We start from the raw sequence: 20,619 nt of genomic DNA on the forward strand, positions 1-20,619 counted from the left end.
AAAAAGTGTTGACAAAGATTTTGAAAGTTGATATACTAGTAAAGTAATCGACGCGGGGATGGCGGAATTGGCAGACGCGCAGGACTAAGGATCCTGTGACCGCTTTAGGTCGTGAGGGTTCAAGTCCCTCTCTCCGCATAGGGTAAGAGTTAGCTTTGGCTAGCTCTTTTTGTTTTTCTAAAGAAGACTAGAGAAGGCATTTTGGATATCGAAAGCTATCGGCATCAAGAACTATCAATTATAGAATGGAGTCGATTTTTGATTGGTAAAACGTGTTCTAATATGAGGAAAGTTAGCTCTTGCTAGCTTTCTTCATTTTTTCAACAGATAAATCAAAAATTTTTTTCGATTTCATAAACATTTCATATTTGGATTTTATAATAGTCTTACAAATATGGAGGTGACAAATGAATCCAATCCAAAGAGCTTGGGCTTATGTCAGCAGAAAACGACTGAGAAGTTTTATTTTATTTCTGATTTTATTGGTCCTATTGGCCGGAATTTCAGCCTGTTTGACTCTGATGAAGTCCAACAAAACAGTAGAAACGAATCTTTACAAATCTCTCAATACCTCTTTTTCTATTAAGAAGATAGAGAACGGTCAGACCTTCAAGTTATCGGACCTAGCATCCGTTAGCAAGATTAAGGGACTGGAAAATGTCTCTCCTGAACTCGAGACGGTCGTAAAATTAAAAGACAAGGAAGCGGTGAGTGGTGAGCAGAGTGTAGAACGCGATGATTTGTCAGCTGAGGACAAGAATTTAGTGAGCTTAACAGCTCTTGAGGATTCATCTAGGGATGTTACCTTCACCAGCTCGGCTTTCAATCTGAAAGAAGGACGACACCTTCAAAAAGGGGATGCAAAGAAAATCCTCATCCACGAAGAGTTGGCTAAGAAGAACGGTCTTTCGCTTCATGACAAGATTGGCTTGGATGCTGGACAGTCCGAAGCTGGAAAAGGGCAAACAGTAGAGTTTGAGATTGTCGGTATCTTTTCTGGTAAAAAACAAGAGAAGTTCACAGGCTTGTCTTCTGACTTCAGTGAAAACCAAGTTTTTACAGACTATGAAAGTAGCCAAACCCTTTTGGGAAATAGTGAACCTCAAGTCAGTGCAGCGCGCTTCTATGTAGAAAATCCTAAGGAAATGGACGGACTCATGAAGCAGGTGGAAAACTTGGCCTTGGAAAGTCAAGGCTACCAAGTTGAGAAGGAAAACAAGGCCTTTGAACAAATCAAAGACTCAGTTGCCACCTTCCAAACCTTCCTAACCATCTTCCTTTATGGGATGTTGATAGCTGGAGCTGGAGCCTTAATTTTGGTCTTGTCTCTCTGGTTGAGAGAAAGGGTCTACGAAGTGGGGATTTTACTGGCACTTGGAAAAGGCAAGAGCTCGATCTTTCTACAGTTCTGTTTAGAGGTAATGTTGGTATCTCTTGGAGCTTTGCTTCCATCCTTTATCGCTGGAAATGCCATTACATCCTATCTACTCCAAACTGTACTAGCCAGTGGAGATCAGGCAAGCTTACAGGACACGCTGGCCAAAGCAAGCGGTCTATCAACCAGTCTCCTATCCTTTGCAGAATCCTATGTTTTTCTGCTCCTGATTGGTTGCTTATCAGTAGCCCTTTGTTTCGTATTCTTATTTAGAAAATCGCCTAAGGAAATTTTATCATCTATTAGTTAAGAAGGAGAAATTATGACTTTATTACAATTACAAGATGTTACCTACCGTTATAAGAACACTGCTGAAGCAGTTTTATATCAGATCAAGTATAATTTTGAACCCGGAAAATTTTATAGTATCATTGGTGAGTCAGGAGCAGGAAAATCCACTCTCTTGTCTCTCTTAGCTGGTCTAGATAGTCCTGTCGAAGGTTCGATTCTTTTCCAAGGAGAGGACATTCGGAATAAGGGATATTCTTATCATCGCATGCACCATATTTCTCTGGTCTTTCAAAATTATAACTTGATAGATTATCTTTCTCCACTGGAAAATATCCGCTTGGTCAACAAAAAGGCCAGCAAGGATACACTTCTTGAGCTTGGTTTGGATGAAAGTCAGATCAAGCGGAATGTTCTCCAGTTATCAGGTGGTCAACAACAGCGTGTTGCCATCGCTCGCAGTTTGGTCTCAGAAGCTCCAGTTATTCTAGCTGATGAGCCAACAGGAAATCTGGATCCTAAGACTGCTGGAGATATTATCGAACTGCTCAAATCACTTGCCGAGAAAACAGGTAAATGTGTAATCGTCGTTACGCACAGCAAAGAAGTGGCACAAGCGTCAGATATTACACTTGAGTTGAAGGACAAGAAACTGACTGAAACTCGCAATACTAGTAAATAATATAAGCTTGTTTTGATAGAATTATAAAATCAAATCTAGAAAGGGAACCTATGTTACACAACGCATTTGCCTATGTTACAAGGAAGTTTTTCAAATCGATTGTTATCTTCCTGATTATTCTCCTCATGGCGAGCTTGAGCTTGGTCGGCTTGTCGATCAAGGGAGCTACTGCCAAGGCTTCTCAGGAGACATTTAAAAATATCACCAACAGCTTCTCTATGCAAATCAATCGTCGCGTCAACCAAGGAACGCCTCGTGGTGCTGGAAATATCAAGGGTGAAGACATCAAAAAAATCACCGAAAACAAGGCCATCGAGTCTTATGTTAAACGCATCAACGCCATTGGAGATTTGACTGGATATGAACTCATCGAAACGCCAGAAACCAAGAAAAACCTCACTGCTGATCGTGCCAAACGTTTTGGAAGTAGTTTGATGATTACAGGCGTCAATGACTCCTCAAAAGAAGATAAGTTTGTCTCTGGTTCTTATAAACTGGTCGAAGGAGAGCACTTAACCAACGACGACAAGGATAAGATCCTCATGCACAAGGACTTGGCAGCCAAGCACGGCTGGAAGGTAGGGGACAAGGTTAAACTGGACTCCAACATCTACGATGCAGATAATGAAAAAGGTGCCAAGGAAACAGTCGAAGTGACAATCAAGGGTCTCTTTGATGGTCACAATAAGTCGGCAGTTACCTACTCACAAGAGCTTTACGAAAACACAGCTATCACAGACATCCATACTGCTGCAAAACTTTATGGATACACAGAAGACACAGCCATTTATGGGGACGCAACCTTCTTTGTAACAGCAGACAAGAACTTGGATGATGTTATGAAAGAGTTGAATGGAATCAGTGGTATCAACTGGAAGAGCTACACACTTGTGAAGAGCTCCTCTAACTACCCAGCTCTAGAGCAATCCATCTCTGGTATGTACAAGATGGCCAACCTCCTCTTCTGGGGTAGCTTGAGCTTCTCAGTTCTTCTCCTTACCCTCTTGCTCAGTCTTTGGATTAATGCCCGTCGCAAGGAAGTGGGAATTCTCCTCTCTATCGGCCTCAAGCAGGCAAGTATCTTGGGTCAATTTATCACAGAATCCATCTTAATTGCCATCCCTGCTCTCATTTCTGCTTACTTCCTAGCTAACTATACAGCTCGTGCAATCGGAAACACCGTCCTTGCCAATGTCACTTCAGGTGTTGCCAAGCAAGCCAGCAAGGCGGCTCAAGCCTCTAACCTTGGTGGTGGTGCAGAAGTAGATGGCTTTAGCAAGACCTTGTCGAGCCTAGACATTTCCATTCAGACATCAGACTTTATCATCGTCTTTGTTCTTGCTTTAGTTCTAGTGGTTCTCGTTATGGCGCTTGCTTCAAGCAATCTCCTTAGAAAACAACCAAAAGAGCTCTTGCTGGATAGCGAATAAAAAACTTGCTACCTATTCTCCCCTAAATGGGGTATAATATAGGTAGCATTTTTATCTGTTTTGTCTTGATAAGGCCTCTTCCTTTCAGGATGAAACTGAGATAATTTACAAGAAATTTAAAGGAATGTGAAAGATTTTTCTATGAAAATTTTAATAGTCGAAGATGAAGAGATGATCCGTGAGGGGATCAGTGACTATTTGACAGATTGTGGTTATGAAACCATTCAGGCTGCGGACGGCGAGGAAGCCCTAGAACAATTTTCCAACTATGAAGTAGCCTTAGTTTTACTGGATATCCAGATGCCCAAGCTCAATGGTTTAGAAGTCCTAGCTGAGATTCGCAAAACCAGCCAAGTCCCTGTCTTGATGCTGACTGCCTTTCAGGATGAGGAATACAAGATGAGTGCCTTTGCTTCGCTAGCTGATGGCTATCTGGAAAAACCCTTCTCCCTCTCCCTTTTAAAAGTAAGGGTGGACGCGATTTTCAAGCGCTACTACGATACAGGACGAATCTTCTCCTATAAGGATACCAAGGTGGACTTTGAGAGCTATAGTGCAAGCCTCGCAGGCCAAGAAGTGGCCATCAATGCCAAAGAGTTGGAAATTCTGGACTATCTGGTGAAAAATGAGGGACGGGCCCTGACTCGTTCTCAGATAATCGATGCTGTCTGGAAGGTGACAGATGAGGTGCCTTTTGACCGTGTCATTGATGTTTATATCAAGGAATTGCGGAAAAAGCTAGACTTGGATTGTATCCTCACTGTGCGCAATGTTGGTTATAAATTGGAGCGAAAATGAAACGAACAGGTTTATTTACAAAGATATTTATCTATACCTTCTCGATTTTTAGTGTTCTGGTTATTTGTCTTCATTTAGCTATTTATTTTCTCTTTCCCTCTACTTATCTGAGCCATCGTCAGGAAACCATTGGTCAGAAAGCGACAGCCATTGCTCAGTCCCTAGAGGGAAAGGATAAGCAGAGTATCGAGCAAGTGTTAGACTTGTATTCTCAGACTAGTGATATCAAAGGGGCCGTCAAGGGAGAGATGACCGAGGACAAGTTAGAAGTCAAGAACAACCTTCCTCTGGACACAGACCGCCAGACCACCTCTCTCTTTATCGAGGAGCGTGAGGTGAAAACGCAAGATGGTAGCACCATGACTCTTCAATTTCTAGCTTCCATGGACTTGCAAAAGGAAGCAGAGCAAATCAGCCTCCAGTTTCTTCCCTATACCTTGCTGGCATCCTTTCTGATTTCCCTCTTGGTAGCTTATATCTACGCTCGAACTATTGTTGCCCCGATTTTGGAAATCAAGCGGGTGACCCGTCGAATGATGGAACTAGATGCTCAAGTGCGTTTGCGCGTGGATTCTAAGGATGAGATTGGTGATCTAAAGGAACAAATCAATAGTCTCTACCAGCATCTTTTGACTGTTATTGCGGACTTGCATGAGAAGAATGAAGCCATTCTCCAGCTTGAGAAGATGAAGGTTGAGTTCTTACGAGGTGCCTCTCATGAATTGAAAACCCCTCTGGCTAGTCTCAAAATCCTAATCGAAAATATGAAGGAAAATATTGGTCGTTACAAGGATAGAGACCACTATCTGGGAGTAGCCTTGGGGATTGTGGACGACCTCAGTCACCACGTTCTTCAGATACTTTCTCTCTCTTCTGTTCAGGAATTGAGAGAGGAGAAGGAAGAAATTGACCTACTCCAGATGACACAAGACTTGGTTGACGATTATACTCTACTTGCTAAGGAAAGAGAGCTTCGGATAGAGAATAGCTTGACCCATCAGCAGGCTTACATAAATCCATCTGTGATGAAACTGATCCTATCTAATCTCATCAGTAATGCTATCAAGCACTCCATTTCAGGTGGCTTGGTTCGTATCGGAGAGAGAGAAGGGGAACTCTTTATCGAGAATAGCTGTAGTCCTGAAGAACAAGAAAAACTGGCCCAGTCTTTTTCTGGCAATGCTAGTCGCAAGGCTAAGGGTTCAGGAATGGGGCTCTTTGTGGTCAAAAGTTTATTAGAACATGAGAAATTACCTTATCATTTTGAGATGAAAGATGATCGTTTGACCTTCTTCATGTCTTATCCTAAAGTCACACAAGACTAAGGGAAAGAAAGGGTTTACATTGATTAAGTTGGAAGAAATTCAATCTAAAGTATGGGAAAAACTAGCTTTTTTTATCAAAAAGTGATAAAATGAACAATGTAAATGGGATGTCCCAAAAAATATATAGGAGGCCTGACAAATGGCAATCGTTTCAGCAGAAAAATTTGTCCAAGCAGCTCGTGACAACGGTTATGCAGTTGGTGGATTTAACACAAACAACCTTGAGTGGACTCAAGCTATCTTGCGTGCAGCAGAAGCTAAAAAAGCTCCAGTTTTGATCCAAACTTCAATGGGTGCTGCTAAATACATGGGTGGTTACAAAGTTGCTCGCAACTTGATCGCTAACCTTGTTGAGTCAATGGGTATCACTGTACCAGTAGCTATCCATCTTGACCACGGTCACTACGAAGATGCACTTGAGTGTATCGAAGTTGGTTACACTTCAATCATGTTTGACGGTTCACACCTTCCAGTTGAAGAAAACCTTAAATTGGCTAAAGACGTTGTTGAAAAAGCACACGCTAAAGGTATCTCAGTAGAAGCTGAAGTTGGTACTATCGGTGGTGAAGAAGACGGTATCATCGGTAAAGGTGAATTGGCTCCAATCGAAGACGCTAAAGCAATGGTTGCAACTGGTATTGACTTCTTGGCAGCTGGTATCGGTAACATCCACGGTCCTTACCCAGCAAACTGGGAAGGTCTTGACCTTGACCACTTGAAGAAATTGACAGAAGCTCTTCCAGGCTTCCCAATCGTATTGCACGGTGGTTCAGGTATTCCTGATGACCAAATCCAAGCAGCTATCAAACTTGGTGTTGCGAAAGTTAACGTTAACACTGAATGCCAAATCGCATTCGCTAACGCAACTCGTAAATTTGCTCGTGACTACGAAGCAAACGAAGCAGAATACGACAAGAAAAAACTCTTCGACCCACGTAAATTCTTGGCTGACGGTGTAAAAGCTATCCAAGCATCAGTTGAAGAACGTATCGACGTATTCGGTTCAGAAGGTAAAGCATAATCTAGCTGAACAATACAGATGAAACCTGCCCATTGGGTGGGTTTTTTGTGTTTTCTTTTATAGAGAATATACTTAAGACCACTATATCCAAAGTTGCTAAATTAATGTAATTATTCTAAGACTACCCTTGGCGAACGAATATAATAACTTTACGCCTGTTTTCAAAGGAAATCACTGTCTTTCCCAAAGTAAATTGGAACATCTAATTTTTTAGGAATGCTGAGTAGCTAAATGAATGATAGAACTTTCAAAAAAATTAATAGTTTAAAGCACTTAGCACCTGTTTATATTGATGAAACGGGAGTCGATACTTATTTTTATCGAGAATACGATCGCTCATTAAAAGATCAGTTAATAGGAGGTGAAGTGTATGGAAGAAGGTATCAGAGGATTTCTTTGGTTGTAGGTCTAACAAATAGTGAGTTAATCGCTCCAATGACTTACGATGAGACGATGACGAGCGACTTTTTGAAGCTTGGTTTCAGAAGTTTCTCCTACCAATATTAAATACACCATTAGTTATTATTATGGATAATGCAAGATTCCATAGAATGGTTAAGCTAGAGCTCTTATGTGAAGAGTTTGGGCATAAAATTTTACCTCTTCCTCCCTACTCACCTGAGTACAATCCTATTGAGAAAACATGGGCTTATATCGCAAAGCACCTCAAAAAGGTATTACCAAGTTGTAATACCTTTTTTCGAGGCTCTTTTGTCTTGTTCTTGTTTCAATTGACTATAGTATTCACCATCTAAAGAATTACTTGATTGGTTAGAACAGGCAATTAATAAAATTGGAGATAGAGACACTAAAAATAATGTGGCAAATTCTTACATTTGCTTACTTCATTTCTATTATATCAAAGCAATTTTACAAGTTTAAGACAGGTAGTGCTGACAATCATTTTACTTTTTCAGGGAATATCCCTTTCTATGAAATAAAAGCCTAATCTGTTCTTGGAAAATTCACAGACCTATTGCTTTACTATGCTATCTTTAATTACACGAGACTCATTATACCTATTTATTCTTTCTCCATTAATTAATTCTAATTTTTTACTCTTTTGAATTGCTGATAACAATTTTTCCTATGGTTCGACCGGTTTCTAGAAGCCTGTGAGCCTCTTTAATGTTTATTGAATTCATTGGAGATAATCTTTTTGTAACCGTCGTTTTTAGCTCTCCATTATCAATCATATCTGCAATTTGATTAAGAATATAATGTTGACTAATCAAATCTTCTGTTTGCCACATTGATTTTGCAAACATAAATTCCCATGAAAAACTAACTGCTTTAGACTGTAGTGCAGACAAATTGACTTTTTCTTTAGTTTCGTCAATAGAACAGATTTTTCCTTGAGGTTTAATAGCTTTTACCATAAAATCCCAATGCTTTTCAGTATTATTTAAACAGAAAATGTAATCAACTGTTGAGAATCCAATTTCATTAAGCTCTTTATCCATATCTTCAAAATGATTAATTACAAATTCAGCTCCATGCTCCAAAACCCACTTTTTACTTTCATCTCTGGAAGCAGTTCCAATAACAGTTAACCCTACATTATGAGCTAACTGACAAGCTATTGATCCTACTCCACCACTTGCTCCGATGGTTAATATACTCTTAGCATAATTTTTGCTTTTATCAAATGGGATTTTTAATTTTTCAAATAAACCCTCATATGCTGTTAAGGAAGTTAAGGGTAAGGCCGCAGAATCTTCAAAAGATAAAGTATTTGGTTTTTTCCCAACAATACGCTCATCTACAAGTTGATATTCAGCATAGGACCCCGATTTTGTTAAATCTCCCGCATAGAATACCTCATCGCCAACAGAAAACAACTCGCAATCTTCCCCTACCTCTGAGACAATTCCGGAAGCATCCCATCCTAAGATTCTCGGGGATTCTTCGACTTTACTTTTTGGAGATCTAACTTTATAATCTACTGGATTTACTGAAATCGCTTTAACCTCAACAAGTAAGTTCTTTCCTTTAGCAAAAGGTTTATCTAACTCAACGTCTTCAAAACTTCTCTTATCATCAATAGGTAAATATCTGTATAATCCGACCCCTTTCATAGTTGCCATAGTTCAATTTCCTTTCCTTATTTTATTTGGTATAATGTTAATTATAGACAAATACTGCAAAATAACAATATTGAAGTTTTTGTAACTAGTGATATTTTAGTAACTTAAGATAGAAAGATGGGTAGATTATGGTAAGAAAAATTTATGATTGTGCTAATGGATGTCCAGTAGAAACCACTCTCCAAGTAATTTCTGGCAAATGGAAATGCGTAATATTATTTCACTTATTAAATAATGAAATTTGTCGATTTGGCGAATTAGAAAAATTAATGCCCGGTTGTTCTAGAAGGATGTTAGCGTTGCAACTTAAAGAATTGGAGTTGGACAAAATTATTCGTAAAGATATTTACTCTATCATGCCTCCGATAACAGAGTATACACTAACTGAACTTGGAAGAACTTTAGAACCAATAGTAGTTGAAATGAATAGATGGGGAAATAAATATAATCAAATTTTATTTAAAAATGGTAACGAGCTTCCTGTTGATAAATAATCATATTAAATTATAAATAATTAAGTATGATATATCTTTTATCTATCCATAGATAAAGTATTATTAGATATCAAGCCAATAAACTTGTCAAAAGGAGTCTGAGTTAGTAAGAAAAAATAAGCACATCCTTCTGCAATTTTATGGTATTAGAGTGTTACTATATCCCATTTTAGAGAGGTCGAATTATGGCAATTGCTCCTTTTAAAAATTACGATTATGAATTAGTTTTATCTGATTTAATTGCAGATATATATTATTCAACTATCAGTATGGGAAGTAGGATAATATTACTCAGAAAATTGACAGAGTTATTAGCTCGCAAATTTTTGGATTTGGGAGCAGGAGAACCCATGAATCTGGGAGATATAACTACTCATGAAAAAAATGAAAAGTTTAAAGTAACAGAAAGGTATAAAAAGGTAGATAAACGACTAGTCAAGGATTTTGAAAAAACTATAGATAGGTTAAGAAAATTAGGCAATAAATACACTCATACAGCAAATATATCGGATGCTAATGTAGATGAATTGAGTATAGCCGAAGACTCCATTTGGGATTTATTTTCTTATTTATTTGTACAATATTTTTTGAAATATGGTCTGAATTTAAAAACAGACAAAAATATCTTGACATTGTTCTCTGTTTTACCTCCTGAAATTAGATATCGAACTTTGAAAAAAATAATTGATATCATAGGGTATGATAATATTCAACTTCTAGACAAGTTTCTTTTGTCTATCGTTAAGGCTAGAGGGATTGATGAAGCTAGATTTTGGCTATATAATAATAGTAAATTTCTTCAAAATGTAATTTATCCTTCAGAATCTGAAATTATCGAATATGAGGAGAATTTTTCTCAGAATGTTTTACCTCTTAAGCTAAGAAATCATTCTAATTGTTATAGTCTATTAGTATCTGTTCTGAATAACACTGATGTCCAATTGTCATCACATGGTTTTTATAGAGATTTCGAAGAAGCTGTAGTCGAATATAGAAAGCATGATTTAGATCTTTATTTATCTAGCACTGAAGAACAAAAGGTATTTAAAGATCTTATAAAATTCTGTTTTATAGGAAGAGTTCCAGTTTGTTAGTAGGATTCATATTCACTGCAGAAAAAGCTTATTCAATATTCTCCAAATTTCTGCTGTCTATACTAGGATTTATGGCAAATTCAACCTAAGATTTTGTCCCCCATTTTGCCACACTTTTTAAGAACTAAAGGGAAGGATGAAGTATCTTTCCTATATGGTGTGGGTGGATAAATGTCTAAATATAGCACTTCTCAGTGTAATATGAACCATGGTAACTAAATAGTTTATGTTCAGAAGGTAAAGCTTAATCTAGCTTAACCAAACAAAACAGAAACCTGCCCATTGGGTGGGTTTTTGTGTGTTTTAGGGAAACGATTAAACCAGATTTTTTGATTAAAAGTATTAATTTAAGAGAGAAATCTCTAATTTCATAATCGATAGGCAAACGCTTGCATTCTAGTTTTTATTGGACTATAATAGGTTGGTATAAAGTCTTCTGTAGTAATAATATGGAGAAGGTGTAGAAAGTAAGGATTTAGAATATTTGTAGTCAAAAATACAATGTTGCTATTCTTTGCGATAGGGAGAGATTTATGGCAATGATAGAAGTGGAACATCTTCAGAAAAATTTTGTGAAGACAGTGAAGGAACCTGGTTTGAAGGGGGCTTTGCGCTCCTTTATTCATCCCGAAAAGCAGACCTTTGAAGCGGTCAAGGATTTGACCTTTGAGGTACCAAAGGGACAGATTCTAGGCTTTATAGGGGCCAATGGTGCTGGGAAGTCGACAACCATCAAAATGCTGACAGGAATTTTGAAACCGACATCTGGTTTTTGTCGGATTAATGGCAAGATTCCGCAGGATAATCGCCAAGATTATGTCAAGGATATTGGAGTCGTTTTCGGACAACGTACCCAGCTATGGTGGGATTTGGCACTGCAAGAGACCTACACGGTTTTGAAGGAGATTTACGATGTGCCAGACTCGCTTTTCCATAAGCGTATGGACTTTTTGAATGAAGTTTTGGATTTGAAGGAATTTATCAAGGATCCTGTGCGGACTCTTTCATTGGGTCAACGGATGCGGGCGGATATTGCGGCTTCCTTGCTTCACAATCCCAAAGTTCTCTTTTTAGATGAGCCGACTATTGGTTTGGATGTGTCGGTCAAGGACAACATTCGTCGGGCCATTACCCAGATTAATCAGGAGGAAGAGACAACTATTCTCTTGACCACTCACGACTTGAGCGATATTGAGCAACTCTGTGATCGGATTTTTATGATTGACAAGGGGCAGGAGATTTTTGACGGGACGGTGAGCCAGCTCAAGGAGACCTTTGGCAAGATGAAGACTCTCTCCTTCGATCTGACGCCAGGTCAAAGTCATCTCGTCTCTCATTATGAAGGCTTACCTGATATATCCATTGATAGACAAGGAAATACTCTCAATATTGAATTCGATAGTTCCCGCTACCAGTCGGCCGATATTATCAAGCAAACCTTATCTGATTTTGAGGTCCGTGATTTGAAGATGGTAGATACGGATATTGAAGATATTATCCGTCGCTTCTATCGAAAGGAGCTCTAAGATGGTCAAATTGTGGAGACGTTATAAACCCTTTATCAATGCAGGGATTCAGGAGTTGATTAGCTATCGAGTCAACTTTATTCTTTATCGGATTGGCGATGTCATGGGTGCTTTTGTGGCTTTTTATCTATGGAAGGCTGTCTTTGATTCCTCCCAGGAGCCTTTGATTCAGGGCTTCAGTATGGCAGATATCACCCTCTACATCATCATGAGTTTTGTGACTAATCTTCTGACTAGGTCGGATTCTTCCTTTATGATTGGTGATGAGGTCAAGGATGGTTCCATTATCATGCGCTTGTTGCGACCAGTGCATTTTGCGGCTTCGTACCTCTTTACGGAGCTTGGTTCCAAGTGGTTGATTTTTATCTCTGTTGGACTGCCATTTTTAAGTGTCATTGTTTTGATGAAAATCTTATCTGGGCAAGGGATTGTAGAAGTACTGGGATTAACGATTCTATATCTTTTTAGCTTAACTCTGGCTTATCTGATTAACTTTTTCTTTAATATCTGCTTTGGATTTTCAGCCTTTGTATTTAAAAATCTTTGGGGTTCCAACCTACTTAAGACTTCCATAGTGGCCTTTATGTCTGGGAGTTTGATTCCTTTGGCTTTTTTTCCAAAGGTCATTTCAGATATTCTGTCCTTCTTACCTTTCTCGTCTTTGATTTACACTCCGGTCATGATTATCGTTGGGAAATACGATGCCAGCCAGATTCTTCAGGCGCTTTTGCTCCAGTTTTTCTGGCTCTTAGTGATGGTGGGCTTGTCTCAGTTGATTTGGAAACGAGTCCAGTCATTTATCACCATTCAGGGAGGTTAGTATGAAAAAATATCAACGCATGCATCTGATTTTTATCAGACAGTACATCAAGCAAATCATGGAATACAAGGTAGATTTTGTGGTTGGTGTGTTGGGAGTCTTTCTGACTCAAGGCCTGAACCTCTTGTTTCTCAATGTCATCTTTCAACACATCCCCTCGCTAGAAGGTTGGACCTTTCAAGAGATTGCCTTTATCTATGGATTTTCTTTAATTCCAAAGGGATTAGATCATCTCTTTTTTGACAATCTCTGGGCTTTAGGTCAACGACTAGTTCGAAAAGGGGAGTTTGACAAGTATCTGACTCGTCCTATCAATCCTCTCTTTCACATCCTCGTTGAGACCTTTCAGATTGATGCCTTGGGTGAACTTTTGGTCGGTGGAATTTTACTAGCGACAACGGCGACTAGCATTGCTTGGACTCTTCCAAAATTCCTGATTTTTCTAGTTTGTATTCCTTTTGCGACCTTGATTTACACTTCTTTAAAAATCGCGACAGCCAGCATCGCTTTTTGGACCAAGCAGTCAGGTGCCATGATTTACATTTTCTATATGTTTAATGACTTTGCTAAGTACCCGATTTCCATTTACAATTCCCTTCTTCGTTGGTTGATTAGCTTTATCGTACCTTTCGCCTTTACAGCCTACTATCCTGCCAGCTATTTCTTGCAGGACAAAGACGGGCTCTTTAACATTGGTGGTTTGATTCTGATTTCCCTTGCCTTCTTTGTCATTTCTTTGAAACTCTGGGATAGGGGATTAGATGCATACGAAAGTGCAGGTTCGTAAGAGCTAAAATAGAATGAGAGTTAAAAATTAAATATGTTAAAAACAACCGTTGAAAATTATAGCGGTTGTTTTTGCATGTTAATTGATGCATGAATTATATCCATTCCCCTTTTTGCGATTTTGGTAGTTATTCAAGTTGATTGATAATATTTTTGATGGCACGAATGAGTTTATACTGTACCCAGTTAACTATAAAATCTATTGACTAGATTTTTTGTTAACATGGATTAAAAAAAAAATTAACCAGTGTTAATTTTTCTTGACTTAAAATTTTTTAATTGATATACTATTTTTCAGAGAGCTAACAATTATATATAAATGTACTACTCTATCCCACTAGATAATACGTCATAAAACTTTTTATAACAAAGGCTAGCAAGGTTAAAGTATTCTATCTATTGGGTTTAAAATAAAAAATGAAGGAATTATAATGAAAAAAAGTACGGTATTGTCATTAACTACTGCTGCAGTTATTTTAGCAGCATATGCTCCCAATGAGGTAATTTTAGCAGATACACCTAGTTCTGAAGATGCTTTAAGAATTTCTGATAAAGAAAAAGTAGTAGCAGATAAAGAAACAAAAAACAATGAACAATCTGAAGATATTCATAATGTTATAGAAACTTCAAAGGATACTGAGGAGAAGAAGACAACAGTTATTGAGGAAAAAGAAGTTGTTAGTAGAAAGTCTGAGATAGACAAAAAAACTAGTAACGAAGGAGCAAGTATCAAAGAAGACTCCAATCAATCCAAAGGAAATGATACGGACTCATTTGTAAATAAAGATACAGAAAATCCGAAAAAAGAAGATAATAAAGTTGTCTATATTGCTGAATTTAAAGATAAGGAATCTGGAGAAAAAGTAATTAAGGAACTATCCAATCTGAAGGATACAAAAGTTTTATATACCTATAATACGATTTTTAATGGCACCGCCATTGAAACAACTCCAGATAATTTGGACAAAATTAAACAAATAGAAGGTGTTTCGTCGGTTGAAAGGTCACAAAAAGTCCAACCAATGATGAATCATGCCAGAAAGGAAATTGGAGTTGAGGAAGCTATTGATTACCTAAAGTCTATCAATGCTCCATTTGGGAAAAATTTTGATGGTAGAGGTATGGTTATTTCAAATATCGATACTGGAACAGATTATAGGCATAAGGCTATGAGAATCGATGATGATGCCAAAGACTCAATGAAATTTAAAAAAGATGACTTAAAAGGCACTGATAAAAATTATTGGTTGAGTGATAAAATCCCTCATGCGTTCAATTATTATAATGGTGGTAAAATCACTGTAGAAAAATATGATGATGGAAGGGATTATTTTGACCCACATGGGATGCATATTGCAGGTATTCTTGCTGGAAATGATACTGAAAAAGACATCAAGAACTTTAATGGCATAGATGGAATTGCGCCTAATGCACAAATTTTCTCTTATAAAATGTACTCTGACGCAGGATCTGGGTTTGCGGGTGATGAAACAATGTTTCATGCTATTGAAGATTCGATTAAGCACAATGTTGATGTTGTTTCGGTATCATCTGGCTTTACGGGAACAGGTCTTGTAGGCGAGAAATATTGGGAGGCTATTAGAGCATTAAGAAAAGCTGGAATCCCAATGGTTGTTGCTACAGGTAACTTTGCGACTTCTGCTTCAAGTTCTTCTTGGGATTTAGTAGCAAATAATAATCTGAAAATGACAGATACTGGAAATGTAACACGAACTGCCGCACATGAAGATGCAATAGCCGTTGCTTCTGCTAAAAATCAAACCATTGAGTTTGATAAGGTTAACATTGGAGGACAAAGTTTTAAATACAGAAATATAGGGGCTTTTTTCGATAAAAATAAAATCCTAACAAATGAGAATGGCTCAAAAACTCCAAATAAATTAAAATTTGTATATATAGGCAAAGGTCAAGATCAGGATTTGATAGGCTTGGATCTTAAGGGCAAAATTGCAGTAATGGATAGAATTTATACCAAGGATTTAAAAGATGCTTTTAAAAGAGCAACGGATAAAGGCGCACGTGCCATTATGGTTGTAAATACTGTAAATTACTACAATAGAGATAATTGGACAGACCTTCCAGCTATGGGATATGAAGCGGATGAAGGAACTACTAGTCAAGTATTTTCAATTTCAGGAGATGATGGTGTAAAATTATGGAACATGATTAACCCTGATAAAAAAACTGAAGTCAAAAGAAATAATAAGGAAGATTTTAAAGATAACTTAGAACAATACTATCCAATTGATATGGAAAGCTATAATTCTAATAAACCGAATGTAGGTGATGAAAAAGAAATTGACTTTAAATTTGCACCTGACACAGACAAAGAACTTTATAAAGAAGATATCATCGTTCCAGCAGGGTCTACATCTTGGGGGCCAAGAACAGATTTGCTTTTAAAACCGGATGTTTCAGCACCTGGTAAAAATATTAAATCCACTCTAAATGTTATTAATGGTAAATCCACTTATGGTTATATGTCAGGAACTAGCATGGCAACTCCAATCGTAGCAGCATCTACTGTTTTGATTAGGCCAAAATTAAAGGAATTGCTTGAAAGACCTGTCTTGAAAAATCTTAAGGGAGATGACAAAATAGACCTTACAAGTCTTACAAAAATAGCCCTACAAAATACTGCAAGACCGATGATGGATGCAACCTCTTGGAAAGAAAAGAGTCAATACTTTGCATCACCTAGACAGCAGGGAGCGGGGCTAATTAATGTTGCCAACGCTTTGAGAAATGAAGTTGTAGCAACTTTCAAAAATACAGATTCTAAAGGTTTGGTAAATTCATATGGTTCCATTTCTCTTAAAGAAATAAAAGGTGATAAAAAATACTTTACAATCAAGCTTCACAATACCTCAAATAGACCTTTAACATTTAAAGTTTCTGCATCAACTGTAACTACAGATGCTCTAACTGATAGGCTAAAACTCGATGAAACATATAAAGATGAAAAATCTCCGGACGGGAAGCAAATTGTTCCAGAAATTCACCCAGAAAAAGTCAAAGGAGCAAATATCACATTTGAGCATGACACTTTTACTATAGGTCCAAATTCCAGCTTTGATTTAAATGCAGTTATAAATGTTGGGGAAGCAAAAAATAAAAATAAATTTGTAGAATCATTTATTCATTTTGAATCAGTGGAAGAAATGGAAGCTCTAAACTCCAACGGGAAGAAAATAAACTTCCAACCTTCTTTATCGATGCCTCTAATGGGATTTGCTGGGAATTGGAACCACGAACCAATCCTTGATAAATGGGCTTGGGAAGAAGGATCAAAATCAAAAGCAATGGAAGCTTATGATGATGACGGTAAACCAAAAATTCCAGGTACCTTAAATAAGGGAATTGGTGGAGAACATGGCATCGATAAGTTTAATCCAGCTGGAGTTATACAAAATAGAAAAGATAAAAATACAACATCCCTAGATCAAAATCCAGAATTATTTGCTTTCAATAACGAAGGGATAAATGCACCATCAACGAGTGGATCAAAAATTGCGAAAGTCTATCCTTTAGATTCAAATGGGAATCCTCAAGATGCTCAACTTGAGAGAGGATTAACGCCTTCTCCACTTGTATTAAGAAGTGCAGAAGAAGGGGTGATTTCAATAGTAAATACGAATAAAGAGGGAGAAAATCAAAAAGACTTAAAAGTCATTTCGAGAGAACACTTTATTAAAGGAATTTTAAACTCTAAAAGAAATGATGCAAAGGGCATTAAATCATCTAAACTAAAAGTTTGGGGTGACTTGAAATGGGATGGACTCATTTATAACCCGAGAGGTAGAGAAGAAAATGCCCCAGAAAGTAATGACAAAAAAGATCCTGCTACTAAGATACGAGGACAATTTGAACCGATTGCGGAAGGCCAATATTTCTATAAATTTAAATATAGATTAACCAAGGATTACCCTTGGCAGGTTTCCTATATTCCTGTAAAAATTGATAACACCTCTCCACAGATTGTTTCAATTGATTTTTCAACCCCTGAAAAAATTAAGTTAATTACAAAGGATACTTATCACAAGGTCAAAGAGCAATATAAGAATGAAACGCTATTTGCGAGAGATCAAAAAGAACATCCTGAAAAATTTGACGAGATTGCCAATGAAGTTTGGTATGCTGGCGCCGCTCTTGTTAATGAAGATGGAGAGGTTGAGAAAAATCTTGAAGTAACTTATGCAGGTGAGGGTCAAGGAAGAAATAGGAAACTTGACAAAGACGGAAATACCATTTATGAAATTAAAGGTGCAGGAGATTTAAGAGGCAAAATCATTGAAGTGATTGCATTAGACGGTTCTAGCAATTTCACAAAGATTCATAGAATTAAATTTGCTGATCATGCAGATCAAAATGGAATGATTTCGTATTATTTAATAGATCCTGATCAAGATTCATCTAAATACCAAAAGCTTGGAGAAATTCCTGAATCTAAATTTAAGAATTTAAAAAACGTTAAAGATGATAGTCTTAAAAAAGATACAACCGAGGTAGAACATCATCATCAAGAAAATGAAGAGGCTACCGAAGAAAAATCCAGCTTGACTATTCATAAAACTATTTCAACAATTAGAGATTTTGAAAGTAAAGACTTAAAGAAACTCATTAAAAAGAAATATAGAGAAGTTGATGACTTTACAAGTGAAACTGGTAAGAGAATAGAGGAATACGATTATAAATACGATGATAAGGGAAATATCATTGCTTATGATGATGGTAGTGCCTTAGAATATGAAACTGAAAAACTTGATGAAATCAAATCAAAAATTTATGGCATTCTAAACCCATCTAAAGATGGACACTTTGAAATTCTTGGAAAGATAAGTAATGTTTCTAAAAATGCCAAGGTATATTATGGAAATAACTATAAATCGATAGAAATCAAAACGACCAAGTATGATTCCCACTCAAAAACGATGACATTTGATTTATACGCAAATATTAATGATATTGTGGATGGATTAGCTTTTGCAGGAGATATGAGATTCTTTGTTAAAGATGATGGTCGGATAAAAGCTGAAACTAAAATTAGAATGCCTGAAAAAATTAAAGAAACTAAATCAGAATATCCGTATGCATCAAGTTATGGGAATGTAATAGAATTAGGAGAAGGAGATCTTTCAAAAAACAAACCAAACAATTTAACGGACATAGAATCTGGTAAAATCTATTCTGATTCAGAAAAACAACAATATCTGTTAAAGGATAACATCATTCTAAGAAAAGGCTTTGCACTAAAAGTGACTACCTATAATCCTGGAAAAACGGATATGTTAGAAGGGAATGGAGTCTATAACAAGGAAGATATAGCAAAAATCAAAAAGGCCAATCCTAATCTAAGAGTCTTATCAGAAAAAATAATTTATGCTGATAGTAGAAATGTTGAAGATGGAAGAAGTACTCAATCAGTATTAATGTCGGCTTTGGACGGCTTTAACATTGTAAGATATCAAGTGTTTACATTTAAAATGAACGATAAAGGAGAAGCAATCGATAACGATGGCAATCTTGTAACAGATCCTTCTAAACTGGTATTATTTGGTAAGGATGGTAAAGAGTACACAGGAGAGGATAAGTCCAATGTAGAAGCTATAAAAGAAGATGGCTCTACGTTATTTATTGATGCAAAACCAGTAAATCTTTCAATGGACAAGAACTACTTTAATCCATCTAAAACTAATAAAATTTATGTACGAAATCCAGAATTCTATTTAAGGGGTAAGATTTCTGATAAGGGTGGTTTTAACTGGGAGTTGAGAGTTAATGAATCGGTTGTAGATAATTATTTAATCTACGGAGATTTACACATTGATAACACTAGAGATTTTAGCATTAAGCTTAATGTTAAAGACGGCGACATCATGGACTGGGGAATGAAAGACTATAAAGCAAACGGATTTCCAGATAAGGTAACAGATATGGATGGAAATGTTTATCTTCAAACTGGCTATAGCGATTTGAATGCTAAAGCGGTTGGAGTACACTATCAATTTTTATATGATAATGTTAAACCAGAAGTAAACATTGATCCTAAGGGAAATACTAGTATTGAATATGCTGATGGAAAATCTGTAGTCTTTAACATCAATGATAAAAGAAATAATGGATTCGATGGTGAGATTCAAAACAAACATATTTATGTAAATGGAAAAGAATACAAATCATTTGATGATATTAAACAACTAACAGATAAGACACTAAACATTAAGATTGTTGTAAAAGATTTTGCAAGAAATACAACTGTAAAAGAATTCATTTTAAACAAAGATACGGGAGAGGTGAGCGAACTAAAACCTCAGATGGTAACTGTGACCATTAAAAATGGAAAAGAAATGAGTTCTAAGATAGTATCGGAAGAAGATTTCATTTTACCTGTCTATAAGGGGGAATTAGAAAAAGGCTATCAATTTGATGGCTGGGAAATTTCTGGTGTCGAAGGGAAAAAAGACGTTGGCTATGTTCTTAATCTATCAAAAGATACCCTTATAAAACCTGTATTCAAGAAAATAGAGGAGAAAAAGGAGGAGGAAAATAAACCTACTTTTGATGTATCGAAAAAGAAAGAAAAAACACAATCTGATTCAACTAATGATGTCAACAGTATTGTTTCTGATGAAAATGATAAAAACTTTGAAATTAACAAGAAAGTTTATCTAAATGAAAAAGGGAACTTAACTAATAAAAATACCAACATCAATAGTAAATCAACTATTAACAATCCTAATGAGTTGCCAAAAACCGGAACAGCAAGCGGAGCCCAGACACTATTAGCTGCCGGAATAATGTTTATAGTAGGAGCTTTTCTTGGATTGAAGAAAAAAAATAAAGATTAAGACAAAAGCTATAGAAAAAATGGT

At 36.8% G+C, this 20,619-nt stretch carries 13 protein-coding genes, 1 tRNA gene and 1 pseudogene; 14 read left to right on the forward strand and 1 reads right to left on the reverse strand.

Annotated features, from left to right (window positions below; translation table 11 throughout):
* The first annotated feature begins 52 nt into the window (after nt 1-52).
* From B7709_RS03110 to B7709_RS03145, 8 genes and pseudogenes are all read left to right on the forward strand, one after another.
* Nucleotides 53-138, forward strand: a tRNA-Leu gene (locus B7709_RS03110).
* Between the two features lie 269 nt (nt 139-407).
* Nucleotides 408-1,685, forward strand: coding sequence for an ABC transporter permease (locus tag B7709_RS03115; protein WP_084971580.1), 1,278 nt, complete (start codon nt 408-410; stop codon nt 1,683-1,685).
* Between the two features lie 12 nt (nt 1,686-1,697).
* The gene (gene vex2 / locus B7709_RS03120; protein ID WP_084971582.1) at nt 1,698-2,345 is read left to right on the forward strand and encodes an ABC transporter ATP-binding subunit Vex2; all 648 of its coding nucleotides are present in this window, start codon (nt 1,698-1,700) and stop codon (nt 2,343-2,345) included.
* Between the two features lie 50 nt (nt 2,346-2,395).
* A complete protein-coding gene (gene vex3 / locus B7709_RS03125; RefSeq protein ID WP_084971584.1) occupies nt 2,396-3,775 on the forward strand; it encodes an ABC transporter permease subunit Vex3 in 1,380 nt (459 codons plus the stop codon).
* 141 nt (nt 3,776-3,916) lie between these two features.
* Nucleotides 3,917-4,573, forward strand: coding sequence for a response regulator transcription factor VncR (vncR, locus tag B7709_RS03130; RefSeq protein ID WP_084971586.1), 657 nt, complete (start codon nt 3,917-3,919; stop codon nt 4,571-4,573).
* Nucleotides 4,570-5,898, forward strand: coding sequence for a sensor histidine kinase VncS (gene vncS / locus B7709_RS03135; protein ID WP_084971588.1), 1,329 nt, complete (start codon nt 4,570-4,572; stop codon nt 5,896-5,898). The genes vncR and vncS overlap by 4 nt, the downstream gene beginning before the upstream one ends.
* Before the next feature lie 139 nt (nt 5,899-6,037).
* A complete protein-coding gene (locus B7709_RS03140) occupies nt 6,038-6,919 on the forward strand; it encodes a class II fructose-bisphosphate aldolase (protein WP_001018995.1) in 882 nt (293 codons plus the stop codon).
* Between the two features lie 249 nt (nt 6,920-7,168).
* Nucleotides 7,169-7,654: pseudogene (locus tag B7709_RS03145) on the forward strand (IS630 family transposase); the annotation flags it as partial.
* A 320-nt stretch (nt 7,655-7,974) separates the two neighbouring features.
* On the opposite strand, the gene B7709_RS03150 reads toward B7709_RS03145, so the two are convergent.
* Nucleotides 7,975-9,006 carry a zinc-binding alcohol dehydrogenase family protein gene (locus B7709_RS03150; RefSeq protein ID WP_084971590.1) on the reverse strand — a complete coding sequence of 344 codons (1,032 nt, stop codon included), beginning with the start codon at nt 9,004-9,006 and terminating at the stop codon, nt 7,975-7,977.
* Between the two features lie 128 nt (nt 9,007-9,134).
* Here B7709_RS03150 and B7709_RS03155 point away from each other — a divergent pair, with 128 nt between their 5' ends.
* The 6 genes from B7709_RS03155 (at nt 9,135) to B7709_RS03185 (ending at nt 20,595) form a co-directional block, all read left to right on the forward strand.
* Nucleotides 9,135-9,500, forward strand: coding sequence for a winged helix-turn-helix transcriptional regulator (locus B7709_RS03155; protein ID WP_084971592.1), 366 nt, complete (start codon nt 9,135-9,137; stop codon nt 9,498-9,500).
* A gap of 185 nt (nt 9,501-9,685) precedes the next feature.
* Nucleotides 9,686-10,594 carry a hypothetical protein gene (locus tag B7709_RS03160; RefSeq protein WP_084971594.1) on the forward strand — a complete coding sequence of 303 codons (909 nt, stop codon included), beginning with the start codon at nt 9,686-9,688 and terminating at the stop codon, nt 10,592-10,594.
* A gap of 533 nt (nt 10,595-11,127) precedes the next feature.
* Nucleotides 11,128-12,120 carry an ABC transporter ATP-binding protein gene (locus B7709_RS03170; RefSeq protein ID WP_048788771.1) on the forward strand — a complete coding sequence of 331 codons (993 nt, stop codon included), beginning with the start codon at nt 11,128-11,130 and terminating at the stop codon, nt 12,118-12,120.
* Between the two features lies 1 nt (nt 12,121).
* Nucleotides 12,122-12,940, forward strand: coding sequence for an ABC transporter permease (locus B7709_RS03175; RefSeq protein ID WP_084971598.1), 819 nt, complete (start codon nt 12,122-12,124; stop codon nt 12,938-12,940).
* Between the two features lies 1 nt (nt 12,941).
* Entirely contained in the window at nt 12,942-13,727 is a 786-nt protein-coding gene (locus B7709_RS03180; RefSeq protein WP_084971601.1) for an ABC transporter permease, read from the forward strand.
* Nucleotides 13,728-14,157: 430 nt separating this feature from the next.
* Nucleotides 14,158-20,595: a S8 family peptidase gene (locus B7709_RS03185; RefSeq protein WP_084971603.1), complete on the forward strand. Its 6,438-nt coding sequence runs from the start codon at nt 14,158-14,160 to the stop codon at nt 20,593-20,595.
* Nucleotides 20,596-20,619 lie beyond the last annotated feature (24 nt).

Source organism: Streptococcus oralis subsp. dentisani (assembly GCF_002096335.1).
GTDB classification, from domain to species: Bacteria; Bacillota; Bacilli; order Lactobacillales; family Streptococcaceae; genus Streptococcus; species Streptococcus oralis_Z.

Coding starts and splice junctions, on each gene's coding strand:
- vex3 (WP_084971584.1), top strand. CDS start 2,396: ATGTTACACAACGCATTTGCCTATGTTACAAGGAAGTTTTTCAAATCG.
- B7709_RS03180 (WP_084971601.1), top strand. CDS start 12,942: ATGAAAAAATATCAACGCATGCATCTGATTTTTATCAGACAGTACATC.
- B7709_RS03150 (WP_084971590.1), bottom strand. CDS start 9,006: ATGGCAACTATGAAAGGGGTCGGATTATACAGATATTTACCTATTGAT.
- B7709_RS03115 (WP_084971580.1), top strand. CDS start 408: ATGAATCCAATCCAAAGAGCTTGGGCTTATGTCAGCAGAAAACGACTG.
- vncS (WP_084971588.1), top strand. CDS start 4,570: ATGAAACGAACAGGTTTATTTACAAAGATATTTATCTATACCTTCTCG.
- B7709_RS03170 (WP_048788771.1), top strand. CDS start 11,128: ATGGCAATGATAGAAGTGGAACATCTTCAGAAAAATTTTGTGAAGACA.
- B7709_RS03160 (WP_084971594.1), top strand. CDS start 9,686: ATGGCAATTGCTCCTTTTAAAAATTACGATTATGAATTAGTTTTATCT.
- B7709_RS03175 (WP_084971598.1), top strand. CDS start 12,122: ATGGTCAAATTGTGGAGACGTTATAAACCCTTTATCAATGCAGGGATT.
- vex2 (WP_084971582.1), top strand. CDS start 1,698: ATGACTTTATTACAATTACAAGATGTTACCTACCGTTATAAGAACACT.
- vncR (WP_084971586.1), top strand. CDS start 3,917: ATGAAAATTTTAATAGTCGAAGATGAAGAGATGATCCGTGAGGGGATC.
- B7709_RS03140 (WP_001018995.1), top strand. CDS start 6,038: ATGGCAATCGTTTCAGCAGAAAAATTTGTCCAAGCAGCTCGTGACAAC.
- B7709_RS03155 (WP_084971592.1), top strand. CDS start 9,135: ATGGTAAGAAAAATTTATGATTGTGCTAATGGATGTCCAGTAGAAACC.
- B7709_RS03185 (WP_084971603.1), top strand. CDS start 14,158: ATGAAAAAAAGTACGGTATTGTCATTAACTACTGCTGCAGTTATTTTA.